The following is a 27000-nucleotide window of genomic DNA, read 5'->3' as shown; positions in this document are numbered from 1 at the left end:
TTTCCGGTGCCGTTGGCATGGCGGTAGCAGCCGCGCCGGTGGCTGCCCAATCGGCCGGCACGACCGTTGCCGCCGTGGAATTGCCCGCGGTAACCGTCAGTGGCGCCAACGAAAGCGGCTTCAAGGCGGACACTGCATCGTCGATCAAGACACCCGCCGCCCTGCTCGACACACCCAAGTCGATCACCATCATTCCGCAGGAAGTGATCCAGAGCACCGGCTCGACCAGCCTGAGCGATGTGCTGCGTACGGTACCCGGCATCTCCTTCGGCGCCGGCGAAGGCGGCAACCCGGTTGGCGACCGGCCCTTTATCCGTGGCTACGATGCGCAGGCCAGCACCTTCCTGGATGGCTTCCGCGACATCGGCTCGCAAAGCCGCGAGTTGTTCAACGTCGAATCCGTCGAGGTCACCAAGGGCCCGGCCGGCGCCTACGACGGCCGCGGCTCGGCCGGCGGCAGCATCAATATCGTCAGCAAGGCGCCCAAGCTGACCAGCTTCGCCGAAGGCAACATCGGCGTCGGCAATGCGGACTACAAGCGCGCCACGGTCGACGGCAACTGGAAGTTCGCGGACCACGCGGCGTTCCGCCTGAACGCCATGTATCACGATGCCGGCGTCGCCGGGCGCGATACCACGCACCAGAATCGCTGGGGCTTTGCACCCTCCGTGGCCTTCGGCCTGGGTACCGACACGCGCCTGACGCTGTCCTACTACCACATGCAGTCGGACGATATCCCCGACACCGGCATCCCGTACAACAACCCCACCTTCAATCGCCGCACCGACGGCCGCCCGCGCTTGAGCGTTGCCGGCGACGGCTCGCCGGTGAACGTGCCGCGCAACACCTATTACGGCTTGTCCGATCGCGACTTCCGCAAGGACAAGGCCGATATGGGCACCATCCGCTTCGAGCACGATTTCAGCCCCGCGCTCAAGTTCCGCAACCAGACGCGTATTGCCAAGACCAGCCAGGACTACATCTGGACCCAGCCGGACGACAGCCAGGGCAATCTGTACTACGGCATGATCTGGCGCCGCACCAATACGCGTGTGGCCACCGCCAATACCATTGCCAACCAGACCGACCTGTCGGGTGAGTTCGCCACCGGCACGATCAAGCACAAGTACGCCTTCGGCGTGGAGTTCGCGCAAGAGAAGAGCGAGAACGACAGCTACAACGTCGCGACCGGCAGCAACCGCTGCCCGAGCGGCCCGGGCGCTGCCGGCGGCTACAACTGCACCACGCTGTACAACCCGAACCCCAACGACCCATGGGCGGGTGCCATCAGCCGCGTGAACAACCCGACCAACTCGAAGACCAACACCAGCTCGGTCTACGCCTTCGACTCGATCGAGCTGAACAAGCAGTGGCTGCTCAATGCCGGCGTGCGCTTTGACCGCTACAGCACCGAGTTCCAGGCCGCCCGCGCCGCCAATGGCACCCGCGCCGAGTACTCACGTGACGACAACCTGTTCAACTACCAGTTGGGCGTGGTGTACAAGCCGGTGGACAACGCCAGCTTCTACGTCTCCTACGGCACCTCGTCGACCCCGGCCGGCTCCTTCCTGGCGCAGGGCAGCGACGGTAACGCACTGGCGCCGGACCGCGCCGGCAACCGCGGCGACCAGCTCGCCCCGGAAAAGAACCGCGCCTTCGAAATCGGCACCAAGTGGGACGTGCTGCGCAAGCGCCTCGCTTTGACTGCTGCGATCTTCCGCGTGGAAACCACCAATGCGCGCATCACGCAGCAGGACGGCACCGCCGTAATGGGCGGCGACAAGCGGGTGGATGGCGTGGAACTCGGCTTCTCCGGCAACGTGACCGACAAGTGGGCCGTGTTCGGCGGCTATACGCACCTGAAGAGCGAGCTGCGCAAGAACGGCGGTACCGGCGTTGCTTTCGGCGCCACCGACGGCCAGTCCTTCCCCAACACGCCGGCGGACAGCTTCAGCGTGTGGAGCACGTATCAGATCATCCCCAACCTCACGGTCGGCGGCGGTGCGTACTACGTCTCCAAGGTGTGGGGCAGCGAAGCCACCAACAAGTGGGTGCCCTCGTACTGGCGCTTTGATGCGATGGCCTCGTATCGCATCAACAAGAACGTGACGGTGCAGCTCAATGTGTTCAACCTGGCCGACAAGGTCTATTACAACCAGGCCTACGCCAGCCACTACGCATCGATCGCTCCCGGACGCTCCGGCGTCCTGAGCCTCAACGTGCGCTATTAAGCGGCGGCAAGCGCTCGGCAAACCCTGCGCTGCCGGGCGGTCTTGCTGACCGCCCAGCCCGCACACGGCACACCACCCTTGCGGCACGGTGTGCCGTTTTCACTTTATCGCCCCGTATGGAAACACCGGACACACTGGCCACACTCCCTTCGCGCATCGCCTCTCCGGGAGAGCTTGATCAGCTTGGCCCCAACGGCCTGGCCGACAAGCTGCGCGAGCCGCCACACCTGGCGCTGCCCTGGCTGGGCGGCGCCGCCGTGCAAGGCAACCTCGAAGCGCAGATGATTCTCGGCCAGTGGTTTCTCGCAGGCCACGGCGTCGAGCGCGACGAAGGCCGCGCCTTCGCATGGTTCAAGCACGCCGCGCACGCCGGTCATGCCGGGGCCTCTAACATGACCGGCCGTTGCTACGAAAACGCCTGGGGCACGCCGCAGGACGATCACGCGGCAGCGCAGTGGTACACGCTCGCGGCGCAGCGCGGCTCCGACTGGGGCATGTACAACCTGGCAACCGCGCTGGTGCTTGGCCGCGGCATTGCCGCCAGCCGCTCGCAAGCGCTCGACTGGTATATGCGGGCCGCCGATATGGGGCACGCCAAGTCGCTCAATATCGTGGGCGGCTTCTACGAGGACGGCTGGGAAGTAGAACGCAACGCGGCCGTGGCAATGGACTACTACCGCCGCGCCGCCGAAGGCGGCGATTTTCGCGGCCAGTTCAACTACGCCCGCGCGCTGGCGCTATGCGGCCAGGAACAGGAGGCCATCCGCCGGGTGCGGCAAGTGCCGCGCACCGCCAATGCGCCATTCATCGACAAGATGCTCGCCTTCCTGCGCGACGCGCCCGACGCGGCGCTGAACCAGTTGTATCGCCACGCGGACGATGCCGCGCAACTCAGCTCACGCGAAACCCAATCTTCAGCGTGACCTGGAAGTGCGCGACCTTGCCGTCCGCGATGTGCCCGCGTGTCTCAACCACTTCGAACCAGTCGATATGCTGGATGGTCTCGCTCGCCTTCTCGATGGCGCTACGGATCGCCGCGTCGCAGCCGTCCGGCGACGAGCCTACGATCTCGACCAGTTTGTAGGTGTGGTTTGACATGTCCGCCCTCCTTGGCGCGATGGCCGCTGGCTATGATCCGCACCCGCCAGCTTGGTGCTCCGGATACATCTCTCCATCATAGGCAGCGGGCACGGCAAATCCAAAGCGCGGTTACTCGCCGACAAGTGATTGACGCGCATATCGTGCGCATCCAATACAAGGATTCCTTTCTGAGCGCGAGGGTGCGCACTACCTCTGGCTCCGCCGTGTACCGGGATTGCGTGCCCGCGCAGGACAGTGCCGTGGTGGCGCGCCAGCGGGCAGCGGGCGCCATCATGTTGGGCAAGACCAACCTGCCGGAGTTCGGCGCGGGCTCGCACACGCTGCAGGAGGCGATTCGCGAGTGCCAGGCGCTAGGCTGCACGGTGGATGAGGCGGAGCCGGATTTCATCGGGGCCGACCACGCCTTCGAGGTGCTGCGCGCGCTGGCGTTCGCCACCAGCTACGGCGCGGCGAGCGCGCGCTGCTGGCCTTCGCGCAACTGTTCGAGCAGGCCACCCCCTCAGGGCGCATCCGCCCGGCGTTGTAAGCCGCCACGGCGGCGCCGGCCAGGGTCCGCGCTGCGGCCCACATTGACCATTTCGACAACATCGGCCACATTGATCGCAACACAAGGGGAAACACCGATGCTTGCAACGCATATGACAAGATGGACGCTGGACAAGACCAGCGCCGTGGCCCGATGCATCATGGGGGGTGCCGCCGCCTGCGCGGCGCTGGCGGCTGCCGGGCCGGCGCTGGCCCAGACGTACCCGGACAAGCCTGTCAAGCTGGTAGTGCCGTTTCCCCCGGGCGGCTCCACGGATGTGCTGGCCCGCCTGGTGGCGCGCAAGCTGGGCGAAGTGCTGCGGCAATCCGTGGTGGTGGAGAACAAGGCCGGTGCGGGCACGATCGTCGGCGCCGACTATGTGGCGAAAGCCACGCCTGACGGCTATACCCTGCTGCTCAGCGCCGCCACCACGTTCACCGTGAATCCGGTCACGTACTCGCGCCTGCCCTACGACTCGCTCAAGAGCTTCGAGCCGCTCGGCATGGTCGGCTCCACCGCGCTGGTGCTGCTGGCCAATCCGGCGGTCAAGGCGGACACGCTTAAGCAACTGGTGGCCGAGGCCAAGGCCACGCCGGGCGGCATGTCCTACGGCTCCTATGGCGCGGGCACCACCGCGCACTTCGCGGGCGAGATGATCAACGCGGCGACCGGCATGGGCTTGCTGCACGTACCGTACAAAGGCAGCGCGCCCGCCATGGCCGACCTGATCGGCAACCAGATCCCGCTGTCGGTCGATACCGTGGTGGCAGCCGCGCCGCAAATCAAGGGTGGCAAGGTCAAGGCCATCGCCGTCACCAGCGCCACGCGCTCGATGCTGTTGCCCCAGGTGCCCACGGCGATCGAAAGCGGCTATCCCGGCGTGTCGCTTAGCACCTGGTTTGCCATCGTCGCGCCCAAGGGCATTCCCGCGCCGGTGCGCCAGACGCTGGACGCCGCCATTGCCAGCATGATGAAGGATCCCGCGCTGCAGCAGAGCATGACCGCCAACGGCTTCGAGCCCGAGTACGGCAGCGCCGGCGAATACCGCGCGCGCGTCACCAGCGAGATCGCGCGCCTGCGCAAGATCGCGCAAGCGGCGAACATCCACGCCGATTGATCGCTATCCGGCGGTATCGGCCTCGCATGGCACCATGCGAGGCCGCCCGCTCGCGAAGAGGCCATTTCAAAAAGATTCTGCCGTCGTTGCGCGGCCTTGGCCGTACCACTTGTACTGTCCGCGGCAGCGCGCCGGGCCAGAACCGCTTCGCTTCATTTTGAAACCGCTTCTAATGAACGCCAGGAAGAACGCCACGCAAACTGGTAAGGATCATGCCATCGCAACGGCGCGCTTGGTGTGTGCGCCTTGCCGTTGTTTGCGCTGTCCTGGGTGCGTGTTGGCGGACTGTTGCCTTGACGCGTAAAACGATCGTATGCGCCGAGAAAGTGTTTGTCCTTTCCGGTGCATACGTTCTACCTTACGAGTGTGCGCCCTGCCTTTCCGGAGACCGCAATGGCAATCCGTTCCACCGCCTCACACAGCACCGCGCAGTTGCGACGGCTCGTCGGCCAGTTGCAGGCCGAGGTCGATTCGCTTGATCACCTGGCGATCTTCGATGCCGAGACCCAGACCGCGCTGGGCCAGGCGCGCGACCGCCTCACCCAAGGCATCGAGGCGATCGAAGATGCCATCCAGAGCCTGCGCACCCTGCAGCAGGTGCGCCCCTCGGCCATGCGTAGCCGAAAGACGCCGCGCGCGGCCTGATCCACAGGGATGCAGCTTTGTTGCCCGCAATGCTCAGAATTCCTGCACAGTCGGGCGCAGCACAATCTCGTTGATGTCCACGTCGGCCGGCTGCTCGATGGCGTAGGCGATGGCGCGCGCCACCGAATCGGCCGGGATGGCTTGCTGATAGAACTCGCCCACCACCTTGGCGCTCTCCGCGTGAGAGCTGCCCAGCTTAAGTTCCGAATCGACCGCCCCCGGAGAAATCACCGTGGTGCGGATCGCGCCGCCGGTTTCATGCCGCAGGCCTTCGGAAATGGCGCGCACCGCGAACTTGGTGCCGCTGTACACCGTGCCGCCCGGGCTGAACACCTTTACGCCCGCGACCGAGGCAATATTGATGAAGTGCCCCGTGCCCTGCTTCTGGAACACCGGCAGCGCGGCGGCGATGCCATACAGCACGCCCTTGATGTTGATGTCGATCATGCGCTCCCATTCCTCGACCTTGGCCTCGCTCAGGGGGGCGATGGCCATGAGGCCCGCGTTGTTGATCATGACGTCGATGCGGCCAAAGCTGGCCACGGCCTTTTGCACCAGGGCCTCGACATCGGCGCGCCGGCTTACGTCGGCTACCACCACTTCCACCTTGCCTCCCTTGGCGCGGATCTCGGCCGCCAGGGTTGCCAGGCGGTCGCCGCGACGCGCGGCCAGCACCAGCGAGGCGCCCGCCGCGCCCAGGTGACGTGCGGTGGCTTCGCCCAGCCCGCTGCTGGCGCCGGTGATGACGATAACCTTGCTTGCGATGTTCGTGCTCATTGTTCACTCCGGAGAACTGCAGGCGCGCTGCCTGCGGGTGGGAGTGATTATCTGGGCGGCGACGATCAATCAAAATGGAAACGTTTTGATTTCAGTATTCCATTTTTTGGAATTTATCGGCTAACAACTAACAGCTAACAACTAACGGCTAACCCCGCCCGGCGGCAGGCAACCCACCGTCCACTCGTTCAAGCCAGCGGGAAGCGGGAAGCGGGAAGCGCGCTCAGCGCGCCGGCACTGCGTCCTTGTCGCCGAAGTAAGCCACCAGCGCGTCGAACACCAGCCGGATTCGCATCGGCACCGGGCTACGGCGCGAGCGGTAGATGTACAAACCCCACGGGGCGGGCGCGAAGCGCTCCAGCACGCTGACGAGGCGGCCCGAGCGCAGATGGGGCTGCGCGAGATAGTCAGGCAACTGCCCGTAGGCGAGCCCGGAGAGGATCGCCTCCATTTCGGTCTCCGGGTCGTCGGTGAGAAACGCTGGCGCGCGCGGGTTGAACTGCTCGCCCTGGGCGAAATACCACGGCCAGGCACGACCGCTGCTGCGGTCGATCAGGCCTGTGGTGGGCAGCGCGGCAAGTTGGGCCAGATCGGCCGGCTTGCCCACGCGCGCCACCAGTTCCGGCGTGCCCACGACATGGAAGCCCACCCGCGTCGTCATGCGTGCCACCAGCCGCTGGTCGCGAAACATGCCGAGGCGCAGGCCGATGTCGATCTCGTCGTCGACCACATCGGCGACCTGGTCCGAGAGCCGGATGTCGAGCGTGATGCCCGGATGCGCCAGCGCTACCTCCCGCAGCGCCACCAGCAGATGCTGCCGCCCAAGCGTGCTCGGCGCGGTAATGCGCACGACGCCCTTGAGCTCCGTGTCCGAGCGGCTGGCCGGATGCGCGAACAGGCTGTCGACATCCACCAGCGCCGCGCGGGCGCGCTCGGCCAGGCGCTCGCCGGCGGCGGTGATGCGGATCTGGCGGGTGTTGCGGTGGAACAGCGGCTCGCCCACGGCTTCCTCAAGGTCCTTGACCGCGCGGGTGACGGTTTGCGGCGACGTGCCCAGCCGCGTCGCGGCCGCCTTGAACGAAGCCGACTCCGCTGCCGCGCAGAAGATCCTCAGCATTTCCAGCCGGTTGAGCATGGTGGTGTGCGCCGTAAAAAACGCAGGTGTGGGTGATGATGCAAAAGCGCGATTATAGGAGCCGCCGCAGCATTGAATGAGAACCGTCTCATTGCCGCCCTGGTCTATGTAGGTTGCGCCTCGCTCGTTCCGCATCGCGCTTCTGTCTGGCAGAATGCCCGGCTCCCGCGCGCAGCCTCCGCCATCCTGCGCGACGGGGCAATGTCCTCTGACGGCGCTCGCCGGCTTTTTCAGGGTTTTTTTCGGGCCTTTGCCGGTTTTTGCCGTCTCTTCAATCTGCAAGCTGTAAGGATTCCTTTCTCGCATGAAGACGTTTTTTGTCTCGGTGGCGCTGTGCCTGGCATCTGGCGTGGCCAGCGCTTCCGGTAGCTTTGCCCAATGTCCTCAATTCTTCGCGCAAAGCGCGGCCCCCAAGGCGCCGAGCTCGGCCGAGCTTAAGCTGCGCCCGCTTTGCTATGACGCCTTTGCAGTCATGCACTCGGGTCGCAGCAAGACCCCGCTGTACGTGGCCGAGCGCCTGTCGCGCGCGCAACTGATCGATGCCAGGGATGAGACGCGAACGAATCGCTTCTTTTCCGATGCGCGCCTGCCCCGCGCCGAGCGAGCGGAGCTGGACGATTACAAGGGCAATGAAGGCATCGACCGCGGCCATATGTCGCCTGCCGCCGACCAGCCGACCGCGCAAGCCATGTCGCAATCGTTCACGCTCGCCAACGTGGTGCCGCAATACAGCCAGAACAACCGCAAGGCATGGGCCTCCATCGAAAAGGCCACGCGCAAGTACGCCATGCGCGCGGCGGGCGATGTCTATGTCATCACGGGTCCGGTCTTCGATGGCAGCGTTCGCACCATCGGCAGCGGCAAGGTCTGGGTCCCCACGTATCTCTACAAGCTCGTCTACGATCCGTCGACCAACCGTGCCTGGGCGCACTGGATCGAAAACTCCGACGCCGCCCGGCCGGGCAAGCCGATCTCCTATGGCGAGCTGGTCAAGCGCACCGGCATCGAGTTCCTGCCTGGCGTTCAGCCGGCAAGCTGACGAACCGGGCGCCCGCATGCTGCATGACGGGCGGTGTGACGGGTTGCGGCACGCCCGGCACGTCTGCCCGGACAGTGGCACACTTGCGGTTCGCCGGATTTCTGTCCTGCCGATCAACGTCACTGAGTGTCAATGGAGCAAGCATGCCTAACCACAGCAACAGCCAATGGATCCGCGTTGAAACCGAAGGCGGCGCCTTCGATGCCTACCTGGCCCTGCCGCCCACGGGCAAGGCGGCCAATGCACCGGGCATCGTGCTGGTGCAGGAAATCTTCGGCGTCAATGAACATATCCGCGCGGTAGCGGACCAGTACGCCCTCGACGGCTACGTGGTGCTGGCGCCGGACGTGTTCTGGCGCCTGGCGCCGCGCGTGGAGCTCGGCTATGCGGGCGCGGACATGGCGCGCGCGATGGAGTTGCGCCAGAAGGTGGATGTGGAGCTGGCGGTGAAAGACATCGCCGCCACCGCCAAGGCGCTGCGCGGCCAGCTCGGCGCGGGTGCAAAGATTGCGGCAGTGGGCTACTGCTTCGGTGGCCTGATGGCCTACCTGAGCGCCGCGCGCGGCCTGGTCGATGCGGCGGTTCCTTACTATGGCGGCGGCATCCAGAACAATCTGCAGGAAGCCGCCAGTATCAAGGTGCCGGTCCAGTTCCACTACGGCGCGCTCGATGCGCATATCCCGGCTGACGCCGTCGAGAAGGTGCGCGCGGCCGTGGCCGGCAATCGCCAGGCGGAAATCCACGTCTATGCGCAGGCCGATCACGGCTTCAACTGCTGGGCGCGCGGCTCGTATCATCAGCCGTCCGCCGCGCTGGCCCACGGCCGAGCCCTGACCTTCCTGGCTGGCGCGCTGTCCGCCTGAGCCTCGCTTTATCTTCCCCTTGCGCCGGGCGTCCTGCCCGGCGTCTCTCGCCTTCCCCCTCGCCAGGGCGGCTTGCGCCTGTGCCGTCCCGCCCCTATGCTGGCCCCTCGAAGGCCAACGCCACAGCCATGGCATCGTGCTTGCGCCGGGAATGCAATGACGCGATCAAACCCTGCGGCATCGGCTCTCAAGACTTGCTGGACCCTAAAACCATAACGGAGACCACCATGCAGTCAGAGCAGCAGCGCGTCCTGCGCAATACCATCCCCGATGCCCTCGCCCGCGCGGTGCGGCGCAGCCCCGACAAGGTGGCGCTGCGCTTTGGCGAACGCAGCTGGACCTATCGCGAACTCGAGGCCGCGGCGGCCAGCGTGGGCGCCGCGCTGCAGCGGTGGGGACTGCGCCCCGGCGACCGCGTGGCGGCGTTCGGCAAGAATTCGGATGCCTACGTGCTGCTGTGGCTGGGCTGCCTGCGTGCCGGGCTGATCCATGTGCCGGTGAATTTCTCGATGACGCGCGGCGAGGTCGAATACATCGTCGCCCAGTCCGGCGCCAGCGCGCTGTTCGCCGACCCGGCGCTGGCCGCGCACGTCGAAGGACTGCCTTGCCCGCTGCTGGGGACCCTCCATGGCGGCGGCCAGCGCGACGTGCTGACGGCGGCCAAGGGCCCCGCCGGGGAGATCCTCGCCACCCTCGACGACGCCATGCCGGCGCAGATCCTCTACACCTCCGGCACCACGTCCGCGCCCAAGGGCGCGGTGCTGACGCATCGCGCCTTGCTGGCCGAATACATGAGCGCCATCGCCACGTGCGACATCAAGCCGGAGGATGACGCGCTGGCTGCGCTGCCGCTCTACCACTCCGCGCAGATGCATGTGTTCCTGATGCCGCTGCTGCTGATGGGCGGCAGCGTCCTGCTGGCGCAAAGCCCCGAACCGGGCTTCTGCCTGCGCACGGTGCGCGAGGCCGGCATCACCAGCTTCTTTGCGCCACCCACCGTATGGATTGCGCTGCTGCGCCACGCGGACTTCGATCCGCGCCAGCTGGTCTCGCTGACCAAAGCCTATTACGGCGCCTCGATCATGCCGCTGCCGGTGCTGCTGGAGCTGCGCGAGCGCCTGCCCGCGCTGGGCTTTTTCAACTGCTACGGACAAAGCGAGATCGGCCCGCTGGCCACGGTGCTCGGCCCCGAGGAGCACCGCGAGCGGCCCACTTCGGCCGGGCGGCCCGTGCTGAATGTGGAAACCCGCATCGTCGACGAGAAGATGCAGGACGCCAGACCTGGCGAGCTCGGCGAGATCGTGCACCGCTCGCCACAGTTGCTCACCGAGTACTGGGACAAGCCGGAGCAGACCGCCGAGGCCTTCAGCGGCGGCTGGTTCCACTCGGGCGACTTGGGCTATATGGACGAGGGCGGCTACCTGTATGTGGTGGACCGCATCAAGGACGTGATCAATTCCGGCGGCGTGCTGGTATCCAGCCGTGAAGTCGAGGAGTGCCTGTACCAGCATGAGGCCGTGGCGGAAGTCGCCGTCTTCGCGCTGCCGCATCCCAAGTGGGTGGAGGCCGTGGCGGCTTGCGTGGTGCTCAAGCGCGAGGCGCGCGCCGAGGAGGAGGCGCTGCTTGCCCATGCCCGCGCCGCGCTGGCCCCGTACAAGGTGCCCAAGCGCATCGTGTTCGTGCCCGACCTGCCGCGCAACACCGCCGGCAAACTGCTCAAGCGGCAATTGCGCGAAGATTACGCGGGCTTGTTCGGGGCTGGACTGTAGGCGATCAAGACTTCAGCAACGCCAGCAAGGCCTCGGCCGCTGCGGCAGACGAGGCGGGATTCTGTCCGGTCACGAGCCGCTGCGCCACCAGCGCGTAGCTCTGCCAGTCGGCCGCCTTGCTATAGTGGCCGCCCAGCCGCTTGAGTTCATCCTCGACCAGGAAAGGCACCACCTCGGTCAGCTGGACGGCGGCCTCCTCGGCATTGGAAAAGCCCGTCACCGCCTTGCCCCGCACCAGCGGCTCACCGTCCGGGCCACGCACGTGGCGCAGCACGCCGGGCGCGTGGCACACGGCGGCAACCGGCTTGCCGGCGGCATACATGGTCTCGATCAGCGCAATGGAGGCGCGATCCTCGGCGAGGTCCCATAACGGGCCGTGGCCGCCGGGATAGAACACAGCGTCGTAGTCGCCACCCTTGACCTGCGCGAGCTTTAGCGTGCTGGCCAGGGCGGCCTGGGCCGCGGTGTCCTTGCGGAAGCGTTCGGTGGCTTCGGTCTGCGCATCGGGCGCGTCGCTCTTCGGGTCCAGCGGCGGCTGGCCGCCCTGAGGCGAGGCCAGCGTGATGTCGGCCCCGGCGTCGCGGAACACATAGTAGGGCGAGGCAAACTCTTCGAGCCAGAAGCCGGTTTTCTTGCCGGTATTGCCCAACTGGTCATGCGAGGTCAGAACCATCAGGATCTTCATGCTGTGCTCCTTGCTGTGGGTTGAACGGCGCCAGGCGCGGAAGCGGGTGCGCTATGCGCGGCCGCCTCTCCGCCCGGAAACCCTTAGACCATAGACCTTGGACAACAGAAGATCCGGGCAACCCCATCGTTAGTAAGGCATTGCCACGCCGTTCTGCACCTTGACCCGGTCGCCGTTGCGCAGGTTGTACGGCGTCGACTGGGTCAGCGTGAGGTAGCCGTTGTCGGTGGTGCGCACGCGGATGCGGTACGCGGGCGGTGCCGTGTTGGCGCGCTTCTCCACCTCGTTGCCGGCCACCGCGCCGACCACCGCGCCGCCGATGGTCGCCACCGTATTGCCGCGGCCGCCGCCTACCTGGTGGCCGAGCAGGCCGCCAACCATGCCGCCGATCAAAGTACCGGCGACGCCGCCGCTTGCCGGCTGTCCCGGCAACATCTCGATGGATTCAACCTGGCCATAGCGCACGCCGTAGGCGTCGTTGCCGTAGGCGGCTTGCGGCTGGCTCGCCTGGGGATAGCCGGCTTGCGGGTAGCCCTGTTGCGGATAGCTCTCCTGTACCGGCGCCTGCGGGTAAGCGGGTTGCTGGTAGCCCTGCTGCGGGTAGGCCACGGGGTAAGCGCCACCCGCCGGCGTGCTGCTGCCGTACGTGCCCGAATTGCCATAGGCCCCGTAGCCACCATACCCGCCGCCATATGGCGCGCTCACGCAGCCGGCCAGGGCGCCCGCTGCAAGCAAGGCAAGCGCGGCGGTACGAAGGGGGAAGGAAGGGAAAGGCATCGGGAAAACTCCTGCGGTAGCAACGCGAGTGGGAATGCGCGCGAGTCTAGGGCCGCAGGGTCGCCTCGGGTGTCACCGAGGCTTGTGATTGGTAACCACCTGTAACGGGGAATGCCTGGCGGGTTAAAAAAACGCCTTTGCCCGCTTCAGGAGCGCTTCAGAAACGCTCCACGAGCGCTCAGGCGCGCTCCGCGCCATCGTCGTTGAAGGCCGTGAGGCGTGCCACGCGGAAGGTGCCGCGCAGCGACTCCAGCTCGCTCCGGTGCAGCATGGCCAGCCGGTTAAGGAAGCGCTCGCCCTTGGCCATCAGGTGGACCTCGACAATGCGGCGATCATCCGGGTTGGCCTTGCGCTTGACCAGCCCGGCCGCCTCGCAGCGATTGACCAGCGCGACCACGCCGTGCTGCTTGGCCTGCAAGCGCTCGGCAAGCTCGCCGATCGATGCCCAGTCCTTGCCGGCACAGCCGCGGATATGCAGCATCAGCAGGTATTGCTGCACGGTCAGCCCTTCGCTCTGGGCAGCATCTTCTGAAAACCGCAGGAAACGCCGCAGTTGGTAGCGAAAATCGGAAAGTGCCTCGAAATCCTGCTTGGCAAGCGGGGATTTGGATGCGGCAGGCTGGCGGGTCATAAGGGGCAGCGTCTGGGCGCTGGGGAACTTGGCTCGACGCTTATTATAGGGGCTGCCCCCGGCGGTCCCGCAGGCGTGTGGCAGTGTCTGGTTCCGGGGCCAGGCCAGGGTTTCGACCAGCGCCGATGCGGGTATGGCAGAATCTGTGCGTTCGCAGACACTCCTGACTGCAGACATCACACTTCCACCGGAACCGAAACCGATGTTCTCGGAAATCGCCCTTTTCCTGCTCGATACCGTCTTCAGCTTGTTCGGCATGGCGCTGCTGCTGCGCCTGTGGATGCAATGGACACGGCTGCCCACGCGCAATCCCGTCTCACAAGGCGTATTCCAGGTCACCGACTGGCTGGTGCGGCCCTTGCGCCGGTTCATCCCCGGCCTTGGCGGCATCGACTGGGCCACCGTGATCGGTGCCTGGCTGACCGCCCTGGCGTTCCTGCTGCTGGTGCTGCTGGTCTCCGGCGCCGACCCGCTGGCCTACCTGCCGCTGATCCTGCTGATCGCCGTGCTCAATGTGCTGAAGTGGGGCATCAGCATGGTGATGTGGGTCACGCTGCTGATGGCGATTCTGTCGTGGGTCAACCCGCACTCACCCGTCACGCCCGCCATCAACCACCTGACCGAGCCGCTGCTGCGCCCGATCCGCCGCGTGATTCCGCGCCTGGGCGGCTTCGATATCTCGCCGCTGGCGCTTTTCGTGATCGCGCAGATCCTGCTGATGATCATTGCCCGCCTTGGCGCGGGATTGTTCGGCGCACGATTTGGCCTCTGAAGACATCCAAAGACCACCAAAGAACCATGAAGGCCTTTTGAAGGCCCCTCCGGCAAGGGATGCCGATGAATGCCCCTCCGGCAAGGGATGCCGATGAATGCCCCGGGTGCACACCCGGGGCATTGTTCATAGTGACGAACAGTGTTTTGGTGATTGACGCTTTTTCCTGGGCAGATGTAGGCATACATTACGGCCAACGTGGAACACACCACGATATGCCCGAAGGAAGAAAAGCATCATGAAGACCCTCGCACAACCCCGCACCCTCGCCGTTTCCCTCCTCTGCGCCATCGGCCTGTCGATGGCCGCCGCCTCCGCGCACGCCAGCACGCCGGTTTCCGACCTGGCCCGCCTCGATGGCAGCATCGGCCGCACGGTCGACGCGTTCACCGACGGTGCCCGCAACGGCGCGCGCGACCCGTTCACCGATGGCGCGCGCAGCGGCCCGCGCGACCCCTACACCGACGGCGCCCGCGGCGTGAACGAGCCCCGCAGCAGCTTCAGCGACGGCGCTTGAGCGCAACCTGGCATTCGCCAGGTATGGAAGAGACAGCTAGATAGGTAGAAATAGTCAGAGATAGTCAGCAAGTGCTCACGGTGTGAGCACCATTGTCAGCGCGGAAATGGGCAGGCCTGCCAGCCGCCCACCCCCAACCGCAATGACCCCCACAGCCGCGCCAGCCCTCACGGGCCGGGCGCGGCTGCGTCGTTCCGGTCCTGCAGTTCGGAGGCCATCATGGCTTCCACCGCCTCCATGAAGACGCGTACCTTGCGCGGCTGCAGCCGGCGATCGGGCAGCAAGGCAAAGACCCGCAGCGGCGGCGGGGGGTAGTCCGGCAGCACCTTCACCAGCCGTCCCTGGGCGACTTCTGCTTCGCAATAGATCAGCGACAACCGGGCAATGCCAAGGCCGGCCAGGGCGCCCTGCAGCCGCAGCTCGGCGTTGGCGGTCTGCATGCGCGGCCGGATCGGTACCGCCACGCGCTCGCCATCGCGGGTAAATTCCCACATGCCGTCACCGGGCGTGGTCAGGGTCGGCAGGTTGGCCAGGTCTTCGGGCTGCAGTTGCAGCGGCAGGCCGGCGGCCAGCGCCGGCGCCGCGAACAGGCCGCGCTCCACATGATAGATGCGCCGCGCCACGGTCCCGGAATCGGGCAGGTCGGCATCGACCGCGACAAAGGCGACGTCGAATCCGTCACGAATGGGATCGACCATGCCTTGCGAGATCTCCACCTTCACGTCCAGTGCGGGGTGGGCCGCCAGCGTGCGGCAGATCACGCCGCCCAGTTGCTGGGCGCCAAACTCGTACGGCGCGGCGATGCGCAGCACGCCTTGCACCCGCTCCTCGCGCGCTAGTGTTTCCTGGCGGATCTCACGCAGCCGCGCGAACAAGGGCGCCACGTCGCGGTACACCGCGCTGCCGGCGTCGGTCAGGCGCATGCGCCGGGTTGTGCGCTGGAGCAGCTTGGAGCCGATGGCCGACTCAAGCCGCGCCACCGCCGCCGAGACCCGGGACTTGGGGCAGTCGAGCTGCTCGGCCGCAGCCGTGAAAGTGCCTTGCTCCACCACGCAGCAGAAGGCTTCCCAATCGTTCCACTGGATTGTCTCGTTCACCAGGCGATGTTTCCTTTACAAGCTATGTTTCCCAAACGCGCGACATTATGCGCGCAGCGGGCGCGCCACTGGCGCGCGCCCCGCATTTCCTCTACCCTTTCGGCCTTTCCGTGTGTATTCGGCAATCAGCCGAACCAACCGATGGCCAGCCCTGCCGCTCCCGACAATTCCGACCACCCGGCCGCGGATGCTTCCGTGGCGCCCGCCGCCGCGCCGGGCCCGGAGAAGCCGAGCGATACCTATGTGCAGTCCTTTGCACGCGGGCTCTCGGTCATCCGTGCCTTTGACGCGCAGCATCCCGCCCAGACGCTGAGCGAGATCGCGCAGGCCAGCGGCCTGACCCGCGCGGGCGCGCGGCGCATTCTGCTGACCCTGGTCGGCCTGGGCTATGTGCGCGCCGATGGCCGCCTGTTCCGCCTGACGCCCAAGATCCTCGACCTGGGCTTCGCCTACCTGACCTCGATGCCGTTCTGGAATCTGGCCGAGCCGATCATGGAGGCGTTGTCGCAGGAGGTGCGTGAAAGCTGCTCGATCTCCGTGCTGGACGGCACCGAGATTGTCTATGTGCTGCGGGTGCCGGCGCGCAAGATCATGACGATCAACCTGTCCATCGGCAGCCGGCTCCCGGCCTATTGCTCGTCGATGGGCCGCGTGCTGCTGGCCGGCCTGCCGCTTGAGGAACTCGACCGGGTGCTGGGCGCCAGCGAACTGCGCGCCCGTACCAGCCGCACCGTCACCGATCCTGCCGAGCTCAAGGCCATCATCGCCGGCATCCGCACGCGCGGCTGGGCCCAGAACGACCAGGAGCTGGAAGAAGGGCTGGTCTCGCTGGCCGCGCCGATCCGCAACCGTGCCGGCCAGGTCATCGCCGCCATCAATATCAGCGGCCAGGCCAACCGCACCAGCGCCGACGACATGGCCAGCAGCTTCCTGCCGCCGCTGCTGGCCGCCTCCGAGAAAATCTCGAACCTGATCAGCCTGCGGAGCTGATGCGTGATGCGCCAGCGCGGTTAGCGCGTGGGCGTTGCCGGCGCGGACAGCTCGACGCTGCCGAATTCGGCCGAGCGGGTGCCCGGCAGCGGATGGTTGCTGGCACCGTGGTAGGCGAAGGCGACCGACAGCTTGACCGCTTCGGAAACGTTCTGGCCCGCGCTATGAAACAACCGGCTGTCGAACAACAGCACGTCGCCGCGCTCCAGGGCCAGCGGCCGCACGCCTTGCAGCATGGCCTGGCTGGCCGGATGCGACTCGATCAGGAATTCGGCCGCATCGAGCTGGCCGGATTCGAGCGCGACGGTATGCGAGCCGGGAATCACGCGCAGCACGCCGTTGCTCTCATCTTCCCTGCCCAGCGCCAGCCACACCGTCACCAGCTCCGGGCGGGCAAATGACCAGTAGCGGGTATCACGGTGCCAGCCGGTCTGGCTGCCATAGTGCGGATGCTTGGTCATCACGCAGTTGTGGTGCGCGAGAGTCAGGCACACCGGCTCGCCCAGCAAGCTCGCCACCACCTGCGCCACCGCGGGATCGGCGGCCCATGCACGGAACGCATCGTCGCGCCCATAGGCCTGGCGCAAGCGCCGCACCGTGCCCCCTCCGACGGCGTCGCGGCTGGCGGGCGCGCCGGGATAGCCTAGCTCGGCTTCATATTCGACCGGCGCCGCCGCCGCGGCCAGTTGCGCGCGTGCGACCTGCTCGAGCTGGTCGCAGACCGCGGGCGGGGCAAAGCCGCGCAGCACGATATAGCCGTCCGCATGAAAGGCACGGTTGAGTTCGTTCAAGTCTGCAGCGGTCGGAGCGATGGCCGAAGCGATGGAAGCGGTGGAAACCTTGGAAGCCGTGGAAGCCACTTTGGAAGCGGCACCCGGCGGGACAGCAAGCGGGGAGTTCATTGCAGCGGATGAGGGGTTGGCTGGGCCGACAGCTTCGATAATGCCAGAAGCCGGGCGAATCGGCGCGCCCGGCGTGTGTGGGGTGCCCGTTGCGTGCGCAAACAGACTGTTCCCGCGCCTGCGCGCGCCGCTACAATGGCCGGGTTCTCCCCCCGACCCGCAGGCTTCACGTGACAGCTCGCCCACGCATCGTCGCATCGCTCTCCGAGGCGGAAGCCCAGCTTGGCCGCATCGTCCTGGGCAAGCCCCGGCAGATCCGGCTGGCGCTGGCCTGCATGCTGGCACGTGGCCATCTGCTGCTGGAGGACCTGCCGGGCGTGGGCAAGACCACGCTCGCCCACGCGCTGGCGCGCACGTTGGGGTTGCAGTTCCAGCGCGTGCAGTTCACCAGCGACCTGTTGCCCGCCGACCTGATCGGCGTCTCCGTCTTCGTGCGCGACAGCGCGGATTTCCGCTTCCATCGCGGCCCCGTGTTCGCGCAGGTGGTGCTTGCCGACGAGATCAACCGCGCCACCCCCAAGACGCAGAGCGCCCTGCTGGAGGCGATGGCCGAGGGACAGGTCACCCACGACGGCGTCACCCATGCCTTGCCGTCCCCGTTCTTCGTCATCGCCACGCAGAATCCGCTGGACCAGATCGGCACGCACGCCTTGCCCGAATCCCAGCTCGACCGCTTCACCATGCGCCTGTCGCTGGGTTATCCCGATCCGGCTTTCGAGCGCGTGCTCTACCTCGGGGGGGCAGCGCCCGCGGCCGGCACGCCCGTGATGGATGCCGAGCAGGTGGCCGCGCTGCAGCAGGCCGCGGCCCAGGTCTATGCCGGCCCGGCGCTGGTGGACTACGCCCTGGCGCTGGTGCAGGCCACGCGCGCGCACTCCGCCTTTGCCGCCGGGCTGTCGCCGCGGGCAGGCCTGGCGCTGCTGGCCTGCGCGCGCGCCTGGGCGCTGCTGCACCAGCGCGACAGCGTGCTGCCCGAAGACGTGCAGGCGGTCTTCATGCCAGTAGCGGGCCACCGGCTGCTGCCGTCCGGCGCAGCCGGCGGTGGCCAGGATGCGCTTACCCGCCTGCTGGCCGACGTGGCCATTCCCTGACGCCCGATGGCGCGCAACCGGCCGTTTTCCTCGCCGGGCACGGCAGCGCCGGCCGCGCCTGGCCCCAAGCGGCAGGCGTGGGCGTCGCCACCCTGGCTGCAGCGCCGGCGCGCACCCCGGCAAGGCGTGGTAACGCTCGACCGCCGTCACCTGTACATCCTGCCCACCCGGGCCGGCCTGGGCTTCGCGGTCTTGCTGATGGCCATGCTGCTGACCTCGCTGAACTACAACATCAGCCTGGGCTTCGCCCTCACCTTCCTGCTCGGCGGCATCGGCATGGCCTGCATGTGGCAGGCCTACCGCAACCTGCTCGACATGACGGTGGCCGGTGCCAGCGCGGCGCCAGCCTTTGCCGGCGAGGCGGCCGCATTCAGCCTGCGCATTTCGGGCAGCGACGCGCCGGTGCGCATCGGCGTGGAGGCAAGCCTGCCGGCCCAGGCTGGCGCGCTGCCTGCCCGCCTGAGCCTGGCACGGGATGCCTCCGGCCAGCTGGCCCTGCACATGCCCACCAGCCAGCGCGGCTGGCTGGCGCTGCCGCGCGTCACGCTGTCGAGCCGTTTTCCGCTGGGCTTGTTCCGGGTGTGGAGCTATGCCGACCTGCCGCTAGCCGCGCTGGTCTACCCAAAGCCGGAACCTGGCGCGCCGCCTCTGCCATTTGCCGCGCAGCCCGACGACGACGGCGCGGCGTCCGTGCCCTCGGACGATGGCACGGATCAGTTGCGGCGCTACCGCAGCGGCGATCCGCTGCACCGCATCGCCTGGAAACATAGCGCGCGTACCGGCCGCTGGCTGAGCCGCACCGGCGAGGCCGGCAGCCTGCCGACCTGCTGGCTGGACTGGCAGGCCCTGCCACCACAGCTCGGCATTGAGGCGAGGCTATCGCGCCTGTGCGCCTGGGTGGTGGCCGCGGGCGACACCATGGAAATCGGCCTGCGGCTGCCCGGGGTCGAGATCCCGCCCGGGCGCGGCGGCGGGCATCGCCGCGCCTGCCTCGAAGCCCTGGCCCTGTGGCCGGGACGCGCCGGTCAGACCCCGCCGGAGGGCACACCGTGAAGCTGCCACCGCGCCCCCTTGCGCATGAAGAGCATGGCCTGCTGCTGGGCCAGCTGGCATTGGTGCTAGCGCCGCAAGCGCGCAGCCTGCCGGTGACCATCAGCGTCTTGCTGGTCTTGCTGCTGGCGTGGCGCTGGCTGTTGTGGCACCAGCGCGCGCCGCTGCCCTCGCGCCTGATGCTCGGGATCATCGCGGGGCTGGTGATGCTGGTGGCCGCCGCGCTGGTCTGGCAGGCCGGCGGCAACATGGGGCGCGACCTGTCGGTGGCGCTGCTGGGCGCCTTCGTCGTGCTCAAATTGCTGGAGTGCCGGGTGCTGGCCGATGCCACGCTGGTTACCCAGCTGTGCTTTTACCTGCTGCTGAGCCTGTACCTGTTCGACCAGCCGTTCTGGCTGGCCTTGTACAGCCTTGCCATTGCCGCCTGGCTGCTGCGCAACTGGCTCTTCCTGGGGCATCCCGAGGCACGGGGCTATCTTGCCGTGTGGCCGTTGCTCGGCCGCCTGACGCTGATCGGGCTGCCCTGGGCGCTGTTGCTCTTTGTCCTGTTTCCGCGCCTGGATCGCCCACTGTGGCGGCTGCCGCAAGCCGAGGCCGTGGCCACTACCGGCATCAGCGACACCATGAGCCCGGGCAGCGTAAGCCGGCTCACCCAGTCGACCGAAGTCGCACTGCGTGCCGACGTGCAAGGCGGTCCGTTGCCGGCCAGCGCCCTGTACTGGCGCGCGCTGGTGCTGTGGCAATTCGATGGACAGACCTGGCGGCCATCGCCCCTGCGGCAGCGGCGCGCGCAGCCGGCGCCTGCCTTGCCGGCGGCCGATGACACGGCTGCGGACGGCGGGCGCGGCGAGACGGTTGGCAACGCCCCGGCCAACGGGATCGTCGACTACAGCATCACGCTGGAGCCCAACCAGCACGCGTGGCTGTTCCTGCTCGACCGTGGCCAGGCGATCGCCCCCGGCGCCGGGGCAGTGATCAATGCCGACGGGGAGTTTTTTACGCGCGACCCGGTGGACCGGCGCCTGCGCTACCGCGCGCGTTCGGCTCCGGCCGCAGCGCAGCCGCTCGATCTGGCGACGCGAGAGCTGGCACTGGCATTGCCTCCGGGCAACCCGCGCACGCGGGAGCTCGCCGCCGCGTGGGCGGAGCAATATCCGGATCCCGCCCAGCGGGCGCGGGCCGCGCTGCGGCTGTTTGCCGCCGCGCCGTTCAGCTACACGCTCTCGCCTTCGCCGCTTGGCCACGAGCAGGTCGACAGTTTCCTGTTCGACACGCGACGTGGCTTTTGCGAGCACTACGCCAGCAGCTTCGTGTTCCTGATGCGCGCAGCCGGCGTGCCAGCGCGCGTGGTCACCGGCTATCTCGGCGGCGAGTACAACCCCATCGGCGGCAATTACATCGTGCGGCAGGCCGACGCCCACGCATGGGCGGAAATCTGGCTCGAGGGGCGCGGCTGGGTGCGCGTCGATCCCACCAGCGCGGTGGCGCCAAGCCGGGTCGAGCGCGGCATCGACGCCGCGCTGGAGGCCAGCGAGATCGAAGCGCTGCACGCGATGCGAGACCCGGGCTGGCTGCGGAACCTGCGCTGGGGCATGGACGGCATGGTCTACACCTGGCAGCGCTGGGTATTGCAATACGATCGCGGCCAGCAGGCACGGCTGATGCAGCAGCTCGGCATCGGCGACAGCGTGCCGCAGGTCCTGCTGGGCGGACTGGCTGCGCTGAGCCTGCTGGCGCTCGTGCCACTCGTGCTCAGGCGCCACCGGATCGATCCGGTGCAAGCCGCCTACGCGCGCTTCTGCCGCCAGCTGGCACGCCACGGTTGCGTGCGCGCGCCGTCCGAAGGGCCCCAGGATTTTGCAGCGCGGGCCGCTCGCGCCCTCCCGGCTGCCGCGCTGGCAGTGCAGGACTTCAGCGATCGCTACACCAGGCTGCGCTACGGCCGCCTGGCGCCAGTGCAGCGCTCGGCCGAGCTTGCCGGGCTGCGTCAGGCGCTGCGGCGGCTTTGCCGTCACCTCGCTCGCTGAACATAGCGAGCGCCGGGAGGCATCAGCGCCTCGACTTGTTTCAGATGATATAATTACGTTTGTAATTATATTGTCGGACCGGCTCCATTGTTCCGGCATCACCTGACTCCCCGCCATGTCCTTCGAAGACCGCATTGACCGCTTCTGCGCGGGCCATCCGGAAGCGCCGCGCGACCTGATCCTGGCTTCCCGGCTGCTCATGCGCACCGCACGTCTGCTGCGCAGCCACATCGATCGCGCGCTAGCGCCCTTCGAGCTGGACCTGCAGCAATACCTCGCCATCAGCCTGCTCGCCACCGACGACAACCAGCCCAGCCTGCCGTCCGAGCTCGGCATCACGCTCGACGCCACACGCACGCAGATGACCCGGCTGATGGACGGCCTCGAAGCGCGCGGCCTGGTGCGCCGGCACGCCTCGGCGCAGGACCGCCGCAGCACTGAGCTGGTACTGACAGCCGCCGGCCACCGCATGCTGGAGCGTGCCGCCCCTGCCGTGCACGCGGCCTACGCCGAGGCCTGGGGGCCGGTCGGCGAAAGCGGCCTGGCCGCTGCCACGCGTGCGCTCAACCGGATGCACCAGAATCTGCTGACGCTGGAACCATGAAAGCCGTATCTGCATTACGGCCGCTGCGGCTCGGGCTGCGGTGGCTGCGCCTGCTCAGCCACCAGCAGCGCCAGACCCTGGTGATGCTGCTGCTCGCGCTGGCGACCTCGGTGGAGTTCCTCGAGAGCATCATGTTCGTGTTCGCGTCGAGCCACATCGTTGGCGGCATCGATGCCGATCCGCGCAGCTTCGCCCTGGTCCAGGCCGCGTACGCGGTGGGCAGCATGTTGATGATCCTCAAACAGCAATGGCTGGCGCAGCGCTTTGGCTATCGCTACTACCTCACCGGCGCGCTGTTGATCTTCATGGCGGGCACGCTGGCGGCAGCCACCAGCCATTCACTGCCGCAGCTGGTGGGCGCGCGCTTTGTGCAGGGCGTGGGCGGCGGGGCGCTGTTTACCAGCTGCCGCATCCTGGTCAATGTGATGTTCGCGCCGGCCGACCGGCCGCGCGCTTCGCGCATCTTCATGCTGGGGATCTTTGCCGCCTCCGCGCTGGCGCCCGCCATGGCAGCTGAGCTGATCGAGCACGGCGTGTGGCAGGACGTGTTCTACGGCGTGCTGCCCTTCGCCGCGCTGGCTGCGCTGGGGGCGTGGCTGCTGCTGCCGGACGCCGAGCCGCGCGAGGACGATCCCGGCCCCGCGCTGGGCCCCCTGCTGCTGTTCGGCGCGGCGGTGGTGACCCTGCAGGCCGCCATGACGCAGGCGCGCTTCGATATCTTCTCGCACCCGCTGCGGCTGGCACTGATCTGCGCGGCGGGTATCGGACTGCTGATGGGGTTTCTCTGGCAGCAATGGCATCACAGCACGCCGGTGCTCCATCTGCGCGCGCTGCGCAATCCGGTCTACCTGACCGGGCTGGCCATGTATTTTGTTTACTACCTGATCAGCAACCTGAGCGGCTACGTGTTCCCGATCTACGCCGAGCAGGCGCTCGGGCTGCCGCTGGCGACTACCGGCTGGCTTAACACCTTCGCCGCCACGGTCAGCCTGGCCGGGATCGTCGTCTACCTGCGCCTGGCCCCAAAACTGCCGCACAAGAAGCCGCTGATGGCAAGCGGACTGCTTCTGATGGCCGGCGCCACGTGGTGGTTTTCGTCGATGCCGCCCAATGCCGGCCCCTCGGCGCTGGCGTGGGGACTGGTGGGCAAGGGCCTGTTTGGCGTGATGGTCATCATCCCGATTGCCGGCCTCACCTTCCGCTCGCTGGCCGGCGACGATTTCGCCCACGGCTACCGCAGCAAGAACCTGCTGCGCCAGATCGCCGCGTCCTTCGCGTCCGCGCTCGGCGCCGTGCTTTTGCAGAACCGGCAGTTCGCGCTACACACCAGCCTGACCGGCGCGCTTGGCCAGCACACGACAGAGACGCAGCAGTGGATGGCGACGGTCCAGGCGGCCTTGAGCGCGCGCGGGCTGGATCCTGGCCATGCCTATCAGGCCGCGCTGGCGCAACTTGCCGGCCTGGTGGATACGCAGGCCAGGTTGATTGCCTGCGAGGATCTGTATCGGCTGATCGCGGCGCTTGCCCTGACGGCTGCTGTCTTTATGCTGGCGCAACGCCGTCTCGATTGAAGCGCGCTTGGTGCAGGACTGGGAGTTGGATGCCGGGGCGCGTGCAGATCTGTCTGCCGCACAGGCTACGCAGTGTCGGCCCGAGGGGCTGGAGCAGCGCGTTGGATCGGGTAAATCTGGCTGGCATGCCGGAGCGGATCGCTCCGGGGAGTCGCGGCGCGGGGCGCGCGCGGCTGTCGCTTTCCGAGAAAGCGTCGGGTCGGCTAGTTAATCGGCTCTAGTCAGAACAGAGCGAGCTGGCGCATGCCAAAGCCGATGGTTTCTTCCACGCGCATGCGGGCATGAGCGAGCGAGCCCTCCGCACCGGAGTAATTGCCTGCGGCCCAGTGATAGACCACGGGCATGTCGCCACGATCGGACAAGCGAACTTCGCCCAGTTTCTCGCCGCGCTCATTGCGGTAGAAATGCGAACGGTAGCCACGCTCCCAGTGCGGGGCTTCAGCTTTCTTGCGTCGGCGCGGGGTGGGCGAGGCTTGCGGCAGGCGCCGCGCTCTCTCGGTACCCGTGGTCGCGGACGCGCGGGTGAAATCCAACTGCATAGACTTCCTTGTGTCATCGAGTCTGCAGGACAATTTCGCATTAATGGCCCGGGATGGTCAAGGCTGTTGCTGCATGTCCTGCTTCGCAGTCGAGATGATACCTGTTACCGCGCGTTCTGGCAGCCCTATTGCACCGGAATTCGGCGTCCACAAAGGCTTGGCGGGCCGACACGTATACCTTCGTGCCGGCCCGCCCGCCATTTATGCCGAGGTTAACTCGGGGTTAACTTCGCGGTTAACTCCCTGGCTAACTCCGTAGCTGGCTTTGCAGTTAACCCAGGTCCAGAGGGATAAAGATACGGGCATCGTCGCGTTGCACCAGCAGTGCAACCTGCTTGCCGGACTTCGCTACCAGGGCCCGCAACTGCTCCGCCGAGCTGATCGGCGTGCCGTTGATGGACAGGATGACGTCACCCGGCTGGATGCCCACCTTGGCCGCCGGGCCAGCGACATCTTCGACCACCAGCCCGCCGTCTATCCCGCTGTCGCGCTTCTCGGTCGGGCTCAGCGGGCGGACCGCCAGGCCAAGCTTGCCGCTGGCGTCATTGGCGGGAGTCTTGCCGGCAACTGCCGCATCCTTGGCCGTGCCGACCTTCACCGTCAGGGCCAGCGGCTCACCTTTGCGGATCACCTTCAGCGAAGTCTGCGTGCCCGGCGCGAGGTCGGCCACATGCTCAGGCAAGTCTCCGGAATGGTCGATCACGTCGTTGCCAAGCTGCACGATCACGTCGCCCGGCTTGAGACCCGCCTTGGCGGCCGGGCTGTCCGGCTCCACCGAGTTGACCAGCGCACCGCTAGGCTTCGGCAGCCCGAAGGATTGCGCCAGGGCCTGGTTGACCTCCTGCACGCCGATGCCGAGACGGCCGCGGGTGACCTTGCCATGCGCCACCAACTGCGCCTGCACCTTGGTAGCCACGTCGATCGGAATCGAGAACGACAACCCCTGGTAGCCGCCAGTCTGGCTGTAGATCTGCGAGTTGATACCGATCACTTCGCCCCGCTGGTTGAACAGAGGGCCGCCAGAGTTGCCGGGATTCACGGCCACATCGGTCTGGATGAATGGCACATAGGTGTCATCGGGCAAGGAGCGCGATTTCGCGCTGACGATGCCGCCGGTGACCGTATTCTCGAAACCATAAGGCGAGCCGATGGCCAGCACCGGCTCACCCACGCGTACGCGCGAGGGGTCGCCCAGGCGCACGGTCGGCAGATCCTTGGCGTCGATCTTGATCACCGCCACATCCGTTTGCGCATCCGCGCCCAGCACCTTGGCCTTGAATTCGCGGCGGTCGGTCAGCTTGACCGTCACTTCCTGCGCGCCATCCACCACGTGCGCATTGGTCAGGATCAGGCCATCGGGACTGACGATAAAGCCCGAGCCGAGGCCACGCACAAGTTGCTGCTGGCCATTCTGGGGACCTTGGAACTGCGGGCCGAAGCGCTTGAAGAACTGGAACAGGGGATCATCCGGGTCCATGCCCTGCGGTACCTGTGCCGAAGCGCGCTGGGCGCGCGCGGTAACACTGATATTGACCACTGCCGGACCGTACTGGTCGACAATGCTCGAGAAGTCGGTGGGCGCGGCAACGGCCAGGGGCTGGGCCGAGGCCGTTACTGGCGCCTGAGCGGCATATCCCGGCGTGATGACTTCTTTCTGCAGATAGGTATACCCCCCGGCAAGAGCGGCCAGGGCAGCAATGCCAATGGCGGAGCGTGCAAGCGTCTGGCGAATCATGGCGTTTTCCTTTCTTGGTTACCTCAGGCGTCCAGGCTATCTGGACGCGACAGGACCATCCTAAAGGCCGATCCTTAAACCAGACTTAAGGAAGCGTAGAAGGCACTGCCGGGATCAAGAAGGATGCCACCGATGTGGGGGCATTCAAGGTGCGAAGGTAATGCTCAAGCAAGATCGGCGGCTGGCGCATCGTGCACCTCCGTCGCCAATTGCGCGCAAAAACTCCGCTTCTGCGCGGAAGTCAGCCGCTTTGCCGCCGCTTCGGCCTTTGAGGCTTCCGAGCGATTGTCGAAGCGCTGCCAGCCCAGGATCCTGATGGGCTTGCGCGATCGCGTATATTTAGCGCCCGTTCCTGCCAGATGTTGGGCGAAGCGCCGCTCCACATCCGTGGTGATACCGGTGTAGATCGTGTTGCCCTCGCATTCGAGCAGGTAAAGAAACCACGGGGCTTCGCCGTCGGCTGGCATTCGAAATAAGCTAAAGAGAGGGAGGCAAGGTGGCCGGAGCGGCAATTATGCTTGTGGCCATCATTTTTCGCAGCCGCAAATCACAGCCACGAATCCGCAGCCATAAAAGCAAAACCCCCCAGTACTTTCGTACTGGGGGGTTTCAAGGGAGAGCCTGGCGATTACCTACTTTCACACGGGTATCCGCACTATCATCGGCGTGGAGTCGTTTCACGGTCCTGTTCGGGATGGGAAGGGGTGGTTCCAACTCGCTATGGTCACCAGGCATAAACGGTGGCTGCGTTGAGGTGTGCTCAACGCAGCGAATAGGGATGTAGTAAATAGGTTGTGCGTATCGGCCAA

Annotated in this window: 26 protein-coding genes, 1 rRNA gene and 1 pseudogene; 16 read left to right on the top strand and 12 right to left on the bottom strand. The window is 66.7% G+C overall.

Annotation, left to right across the window (positions count from 1 at the left end; genetic code table 11):
• The first annotated feature begins 17 nt into the window (after positions 1 to 17).
• On the top strand, positions 18 to 2231 hold the full coding sequence (locus A9975_RS17260; protein WP_220810802.1) for a TonB-dependent siderophore receptor: 2214 nt from the start codon (positions 18 to 20) through the stop codon (positions 2229 to 2231).
• 116 nt (positions 2232 to 2347) lie between these two features.
• Positions 2348 to 3154, top strand: a complete 807-nt coding sequence (locus tag A9975_RS17255; protein ID WP_255503282.1) for a tetratricopeptide repeat protein — start codon at positions 2348 to 2350, stop codon at positions 3152 to 3154.
• Here A9975_RS17255 and A9975_RS17250 read toward each other — a convergent pair.
• Complete coding sequence (locus A9975_RS17250; RefSeq protein ID WP_183033903.1) at positions 3123 to 3329, bottom strand: dodecin; 207 nt, start codon at positions 3327 to 3329, stop codon at positions 3123 to 3125. The two genes, A9975_RS17255 and A9975_RS17250, sit on opposite strands and share 32 nt — an antisense overlap.
• A 32-nt stretch (positions 3330 to 3361) precedes the next feature.
• Between A9975_RS17250 and A9975_RS38125 the strand changes: the two are divergent.
• The 3 genes and pseudogenes from A9975_RS38125 to A9975_RS17235 form a co-directional block, all read left to right on the top strand.
• Positions 3362 to 3649 (top strand): annotated as a pseudogene (locus A9975_RS38125) (amidase family protein); the annotation flags it as partial.
• 321 nt (positions 3650 to 3970) lie between these two features.
• Positions 3971 to 4975, top strand: a complete 1005-nt coding sequence (locus A9975_RS17240; protein WP_254615486.1) for a tripartite tricarboxylate transporter substrate binding protein — start codon at positions 3971 to 3973, stop codon at positions 4973 to 4975.
• A 393-nt stretch (positions 4976 to 5368) separates the two neighbouring features.
• The gene (locus A9975_RS17235) at positions 5369 to 5620 is read left to right on the top strand and encodes a hypothetical protein (RefSeq protein WP_006163098.1); all 252 of its coding nucleotides are present in this window, start codon (positions 5369 to 5371) and stop codon (positions 5618 to 5620) included.
• Positions 5621 to 5653: 33 nt separating this feature from the next.
• Here the strand turns inward: A9975_RS17235 and A9975_RS17230 are convergent, their stop codons facing one another.
• Positions 5654 to 6397 carry an SDR family oxidoreductase gene (locus A9975_RS17230; protein ID WP_183033902.1) on the bottom strand — a complete coding sequence of 248 codons (744 nt, stop codon included), beginning with the start codon at positions 6395 to 6397 and terminating at the stop codon, positions 5654 to 5656.
• Between the two features lie 223 nt (positions 6398 to 6620).
• Complete coding sequence (locus tag A9975_RS17225) at positions 6621 to 7814, bottom strand: LysR family transcriptional regulator (RefSeq protein WP_370564843.1); 1194 nt, start codon at positions 7812 to 7814, stop codon at positions 6621 to 6623.
• Between the two features lie 22 nt (positions 7815 to 7836).
• On the opposite strand from A9975_RS17225, the gene A9975_RS17220 reads away from it, so the two are divergent.
• From A9975_RS17220 to A9975_RS17210, 3 genes are all read left to right on the top strand, one after another.
• Positions 7837 to 8571: a DNA/RNA non-specific endonuclease gene (locus A9975_RS17220; protein ID WP_183033901.1), complete on the top strand. Its 735-nt coding sequence runs from the start codon at positions 7837 to 7839 to the stop codon at positions 8569 to 8571.
• 143 nt (positions 8572 to 8714) lie between these two features.
• Positions 8715 to 9434 (top strand): dienelactone hydrolase family protein, encoded by a 720-nt coding sequence (locus tag A9975_RS17215; protein WP_043357103.1) that lies wholly within the window; start codon positions 8715 to 8717, stop codon positions 9432 to 9434.
• 227 nt (positions 9435 to 9661) lie between these two features.
• The gene (locus tag A9975_RS17210; RefSeq protein ID WP_183033900.1) at positions 9662 to 11203 is read left to right on the top strand and encodes a fatty acyl-CoA synthetase; all 1542 of its coding nucleotides are present in this window, start codon (positions 9662 to 9664) and stop codon (positions 11201 to 11203) included.
• A gap of 4 nt (positions 11204 to 11207) precedes the next feature.
• Here the strand turns inward: A9975_RS17210 and A9975_RS17205 are convergent, their stop codons facing one another.
• The 3 genes from A9975_RS17205 to A9975_RS17195 form a co-directional block, all read right to left on the bottom strand.
• The gene (locus tag A9975_RS17205) at positions 11208 to 11888 is read right to left on the bottom strand and encodes a type 1 glutamine amidotransferase domain-containing protein (protein ID WP_183033899.1); all 681 of its coding nucleotides are present in this window, start codon (positions 11886 to 11888) and stop codon (positions 11208 to 11210) included.
• A gap of 129 nt (positions 11889 to 12017) precedes the next feature.
• Positions 12018 to 12665 (bottom strand): glycine zipper 2TM domain-containing protein, encoded by a 648-nt coding sequence (locus A9975_RS17200; protein WP_183033898.1) that lies wholly within the window; start codon positions 12663 to 12665, stop codon positions 12018 to 12020.
• Positions 12666 to 12843: 178 nt separating this feature from the next.
• A complete protein-coding gene (locus A9975_RS17195; protein ID WP_150991589.1) occupies positions 12844 to 13296 on the bottom strand; it encodes a MarR family winged helix-turn-helix transcriptional regulator in 453 nt (150 codons plus the stop codon).
• 202 nt (positions 13297 to 13498) lie between these two features.
• Here A9975_RS17195 and A9975_RS17190 point away from each other — a divergent pair, with 202 nt between their 5' ends.
• Both A9975_RS17190 and A9975_RS17185 read left to right on the top strand, forming a co-directional pair.
• Complete coding sequence (locus A9975_RS17190) at positions 13499 to 14068, top strand: YggT family protein (RefSeq protein ID WP_150991592.1); 570 nt, start codon at positions 13499 to 13501, stop codon at positions 14066 to 14068.
• Positions 14069 to 14306: 238 nt separating this feature from the next.
• Positions 14307 to 14585, top strand: a complete 279-nt coding sequence (locus A9975_RS17185) for a hypothetical protein (RefSeq protein ID WP_183033897.1) — start codon at positions 14307 to 14309, stop codon at positions 14583 to 14585.
• Positions 14586 to 14752: 167 nt separating this feature from the next.
• Here A9975_RS17185 and A9975_RS17180 read toward each other — a convergent pair whose 3' ends face one another.
• Positions 14753 to 15682 carry a LysR family transcriptional regulator gene (locus A9975_RS17180; RefSeq protein ID WP_150991598.1) on the bottom strand — a complete coding sequence of 310 codons (930 nt, stop codon included), beginning with the start codon at positions 15680 to 15682 and terminating at the stop codon, positions 14753 to 14755.
• Between the two features lie 141 nt (positions 15683 to 15823).
• On the opposite strand from A9975_RS17180, the gene A9975_RS17175 reads away from it, so the two are divergent.
• Positions 15824 to 16672 (top strand): IclR family transcriptional regulator, encoded by an 849-nt coding sequence (locus tag A9975_RS17175; protein ID WP_183033896.1) that lies wholly within the window; start codon positions 15824 to 15826, stop codon positions 16670 to 16672.
• Positions 16673 to 16692: 20 nt separating this feature from the next.
• Here the strand turns inward: A9975_RS17175 and A9975_RS17170 are convergent, their stop codons facing one another.
• Positions 16693 to 17574, bottom strand: coding sequence for a phytanoyl-CoA dioxygenase family protein (locus A9975_RS17170; RefSeq protein WP_370564838.1), 882 nt, complete (start codon positions 17572 to 17574; stop codon positions 16693 to 16695).
• Between the two features lie 170 nt (positions 17575 to 17744).
• Here A9975_RS17170 and A9975_RS17165 point away from each other — a divergent pair, with 170 nt between their 5' ends.
• From A9975_RS17165 to A9975_RS17145, 5 genes are all read left to right on the top strand, one after another.
• Positions 17745 to 18665, top strand: coding sequence for an AAA family ATPase (locus tag A9975_RS17165; RefSeq protein ID WP_183033894.1), 921 nt, complete (start codon positions 17745 to 17747; stop codon positions 18663 to 18665).
• Positions 18666 to 18671: 6 nt separating this feature from the next.
• Positions 18672 to 19718: a DUF58 domain-containing protein gene (locus A9975_RS17160; protein WP_183033893.1), complete on the top strand. Its 1047-nt coding sequence runs from the start codon at positions 18672 to 18674 to the stop codon at positions 19716 to 19718.
• A complete protein-coding gene (locus tag A9975_RS17155) occupies positions 19715 to 21742 on the top strand; it encodes a DUF3488 and transglutaminase-like domain-containing protein (protein ID WP_183033892.1) in 2028 nt (675 codons plus the stop codon). Before A9975_RS17160 ends, A9975_RS17155 begins: the two co-directional genes overlap by 4 nt.
• A 115-nt stretch (positions 21743 to 21857) precedes the next feature.
• Positions 21858 to 22346 carry a MarR family winged helix-turn-helix transcriptional regulator gene (locus tag A9975_RS17150; RefSeq protein ID WP_043357122.1) on the top strand — a complete coding sequence of 163 codons (489 nt, stop codon included), beginning with the start codon at positions 21858 to 21860 and terminating at the stop codon, positions 22344 to 22346.
• Complete coding sequence (locus A9975_RS17145; protein WP_183033891.1) at positions 22343 to 23917, top strand: MFS transporter; 1575 nt, start codon at positions 22343 to 22345, stop codon at positions 23915 to 23917. Before A9975_RS17150 ends, A9975_RS17145 begins: the two co-directional genes overlap by 4 nt.
• A gap of 221 nt (positions 23918 to 24138) precedes the next feature.
• Here the strand turns inward: A9975_RS17145 and A9975_RS17140 are convergent, their stop codons facing one another.
• The 4 genes from A9975_RS17140 to rrf form a co-directional block, all read right to left on the bottom strand.
• Positions 24139 to 24456, bottom strand: coding sequence for a hypothetical protein (locus tag A9975_RS17140; protein WP_006164639.1), 318 nt, complete (start codon positions 24454 to 24456; stop codon positions 24139 to 24141).
• A gap of 271 nt (positions 24457 to 24727) precedes the next feature.
• Positions 24728 to 26191: a DegQ family serine endoprotease gene (locus A9975_RS17135; protein ID WP_183033890.1), complete on the bottom strand. Its 1464-nt coding sequence runs from the start codon at positions 26189 to 26191 to the stop codon at positions 24728 to 24730.
• Positions 26192 to 26355: 164 nt separating this feature from the next.
• The gene (locus A9975_RS17130; RefSeq protein WP_183033889.1) at positions 26356 to 26658 is read right to left on the bottom strand and encodes a GIY-YIG nuclease family protein; all 303 of its coding nucleotides are present in this window, start codon (positions 26656 to 26658) and stop codon (positions 26356 to 26358) included.
• A gap of 152 nt (positions 26659 to 26810) precedes the next feature.
• Positions 26811 to 26923, bottom strand: a 5S ribosomal RNA gene (gene rrf / locus A9975_RS17125).
• Positions 26924 to 27000: the final 77 nt, after the last annotated feature.

Source organism: Cupriavidus sp. UME77 (genome assembly GCF_014170355.1).
Classification (GTDB): Bacteria; Pseudomonadota; Gammaproteobacteria; order Burkholderiales; family Burkholderiaceae; genus Cupriavidus; species Cupriavidus basilensis.
This window is presented reverse-complemented; position numbering and strand designations above follow the sequence as displayed.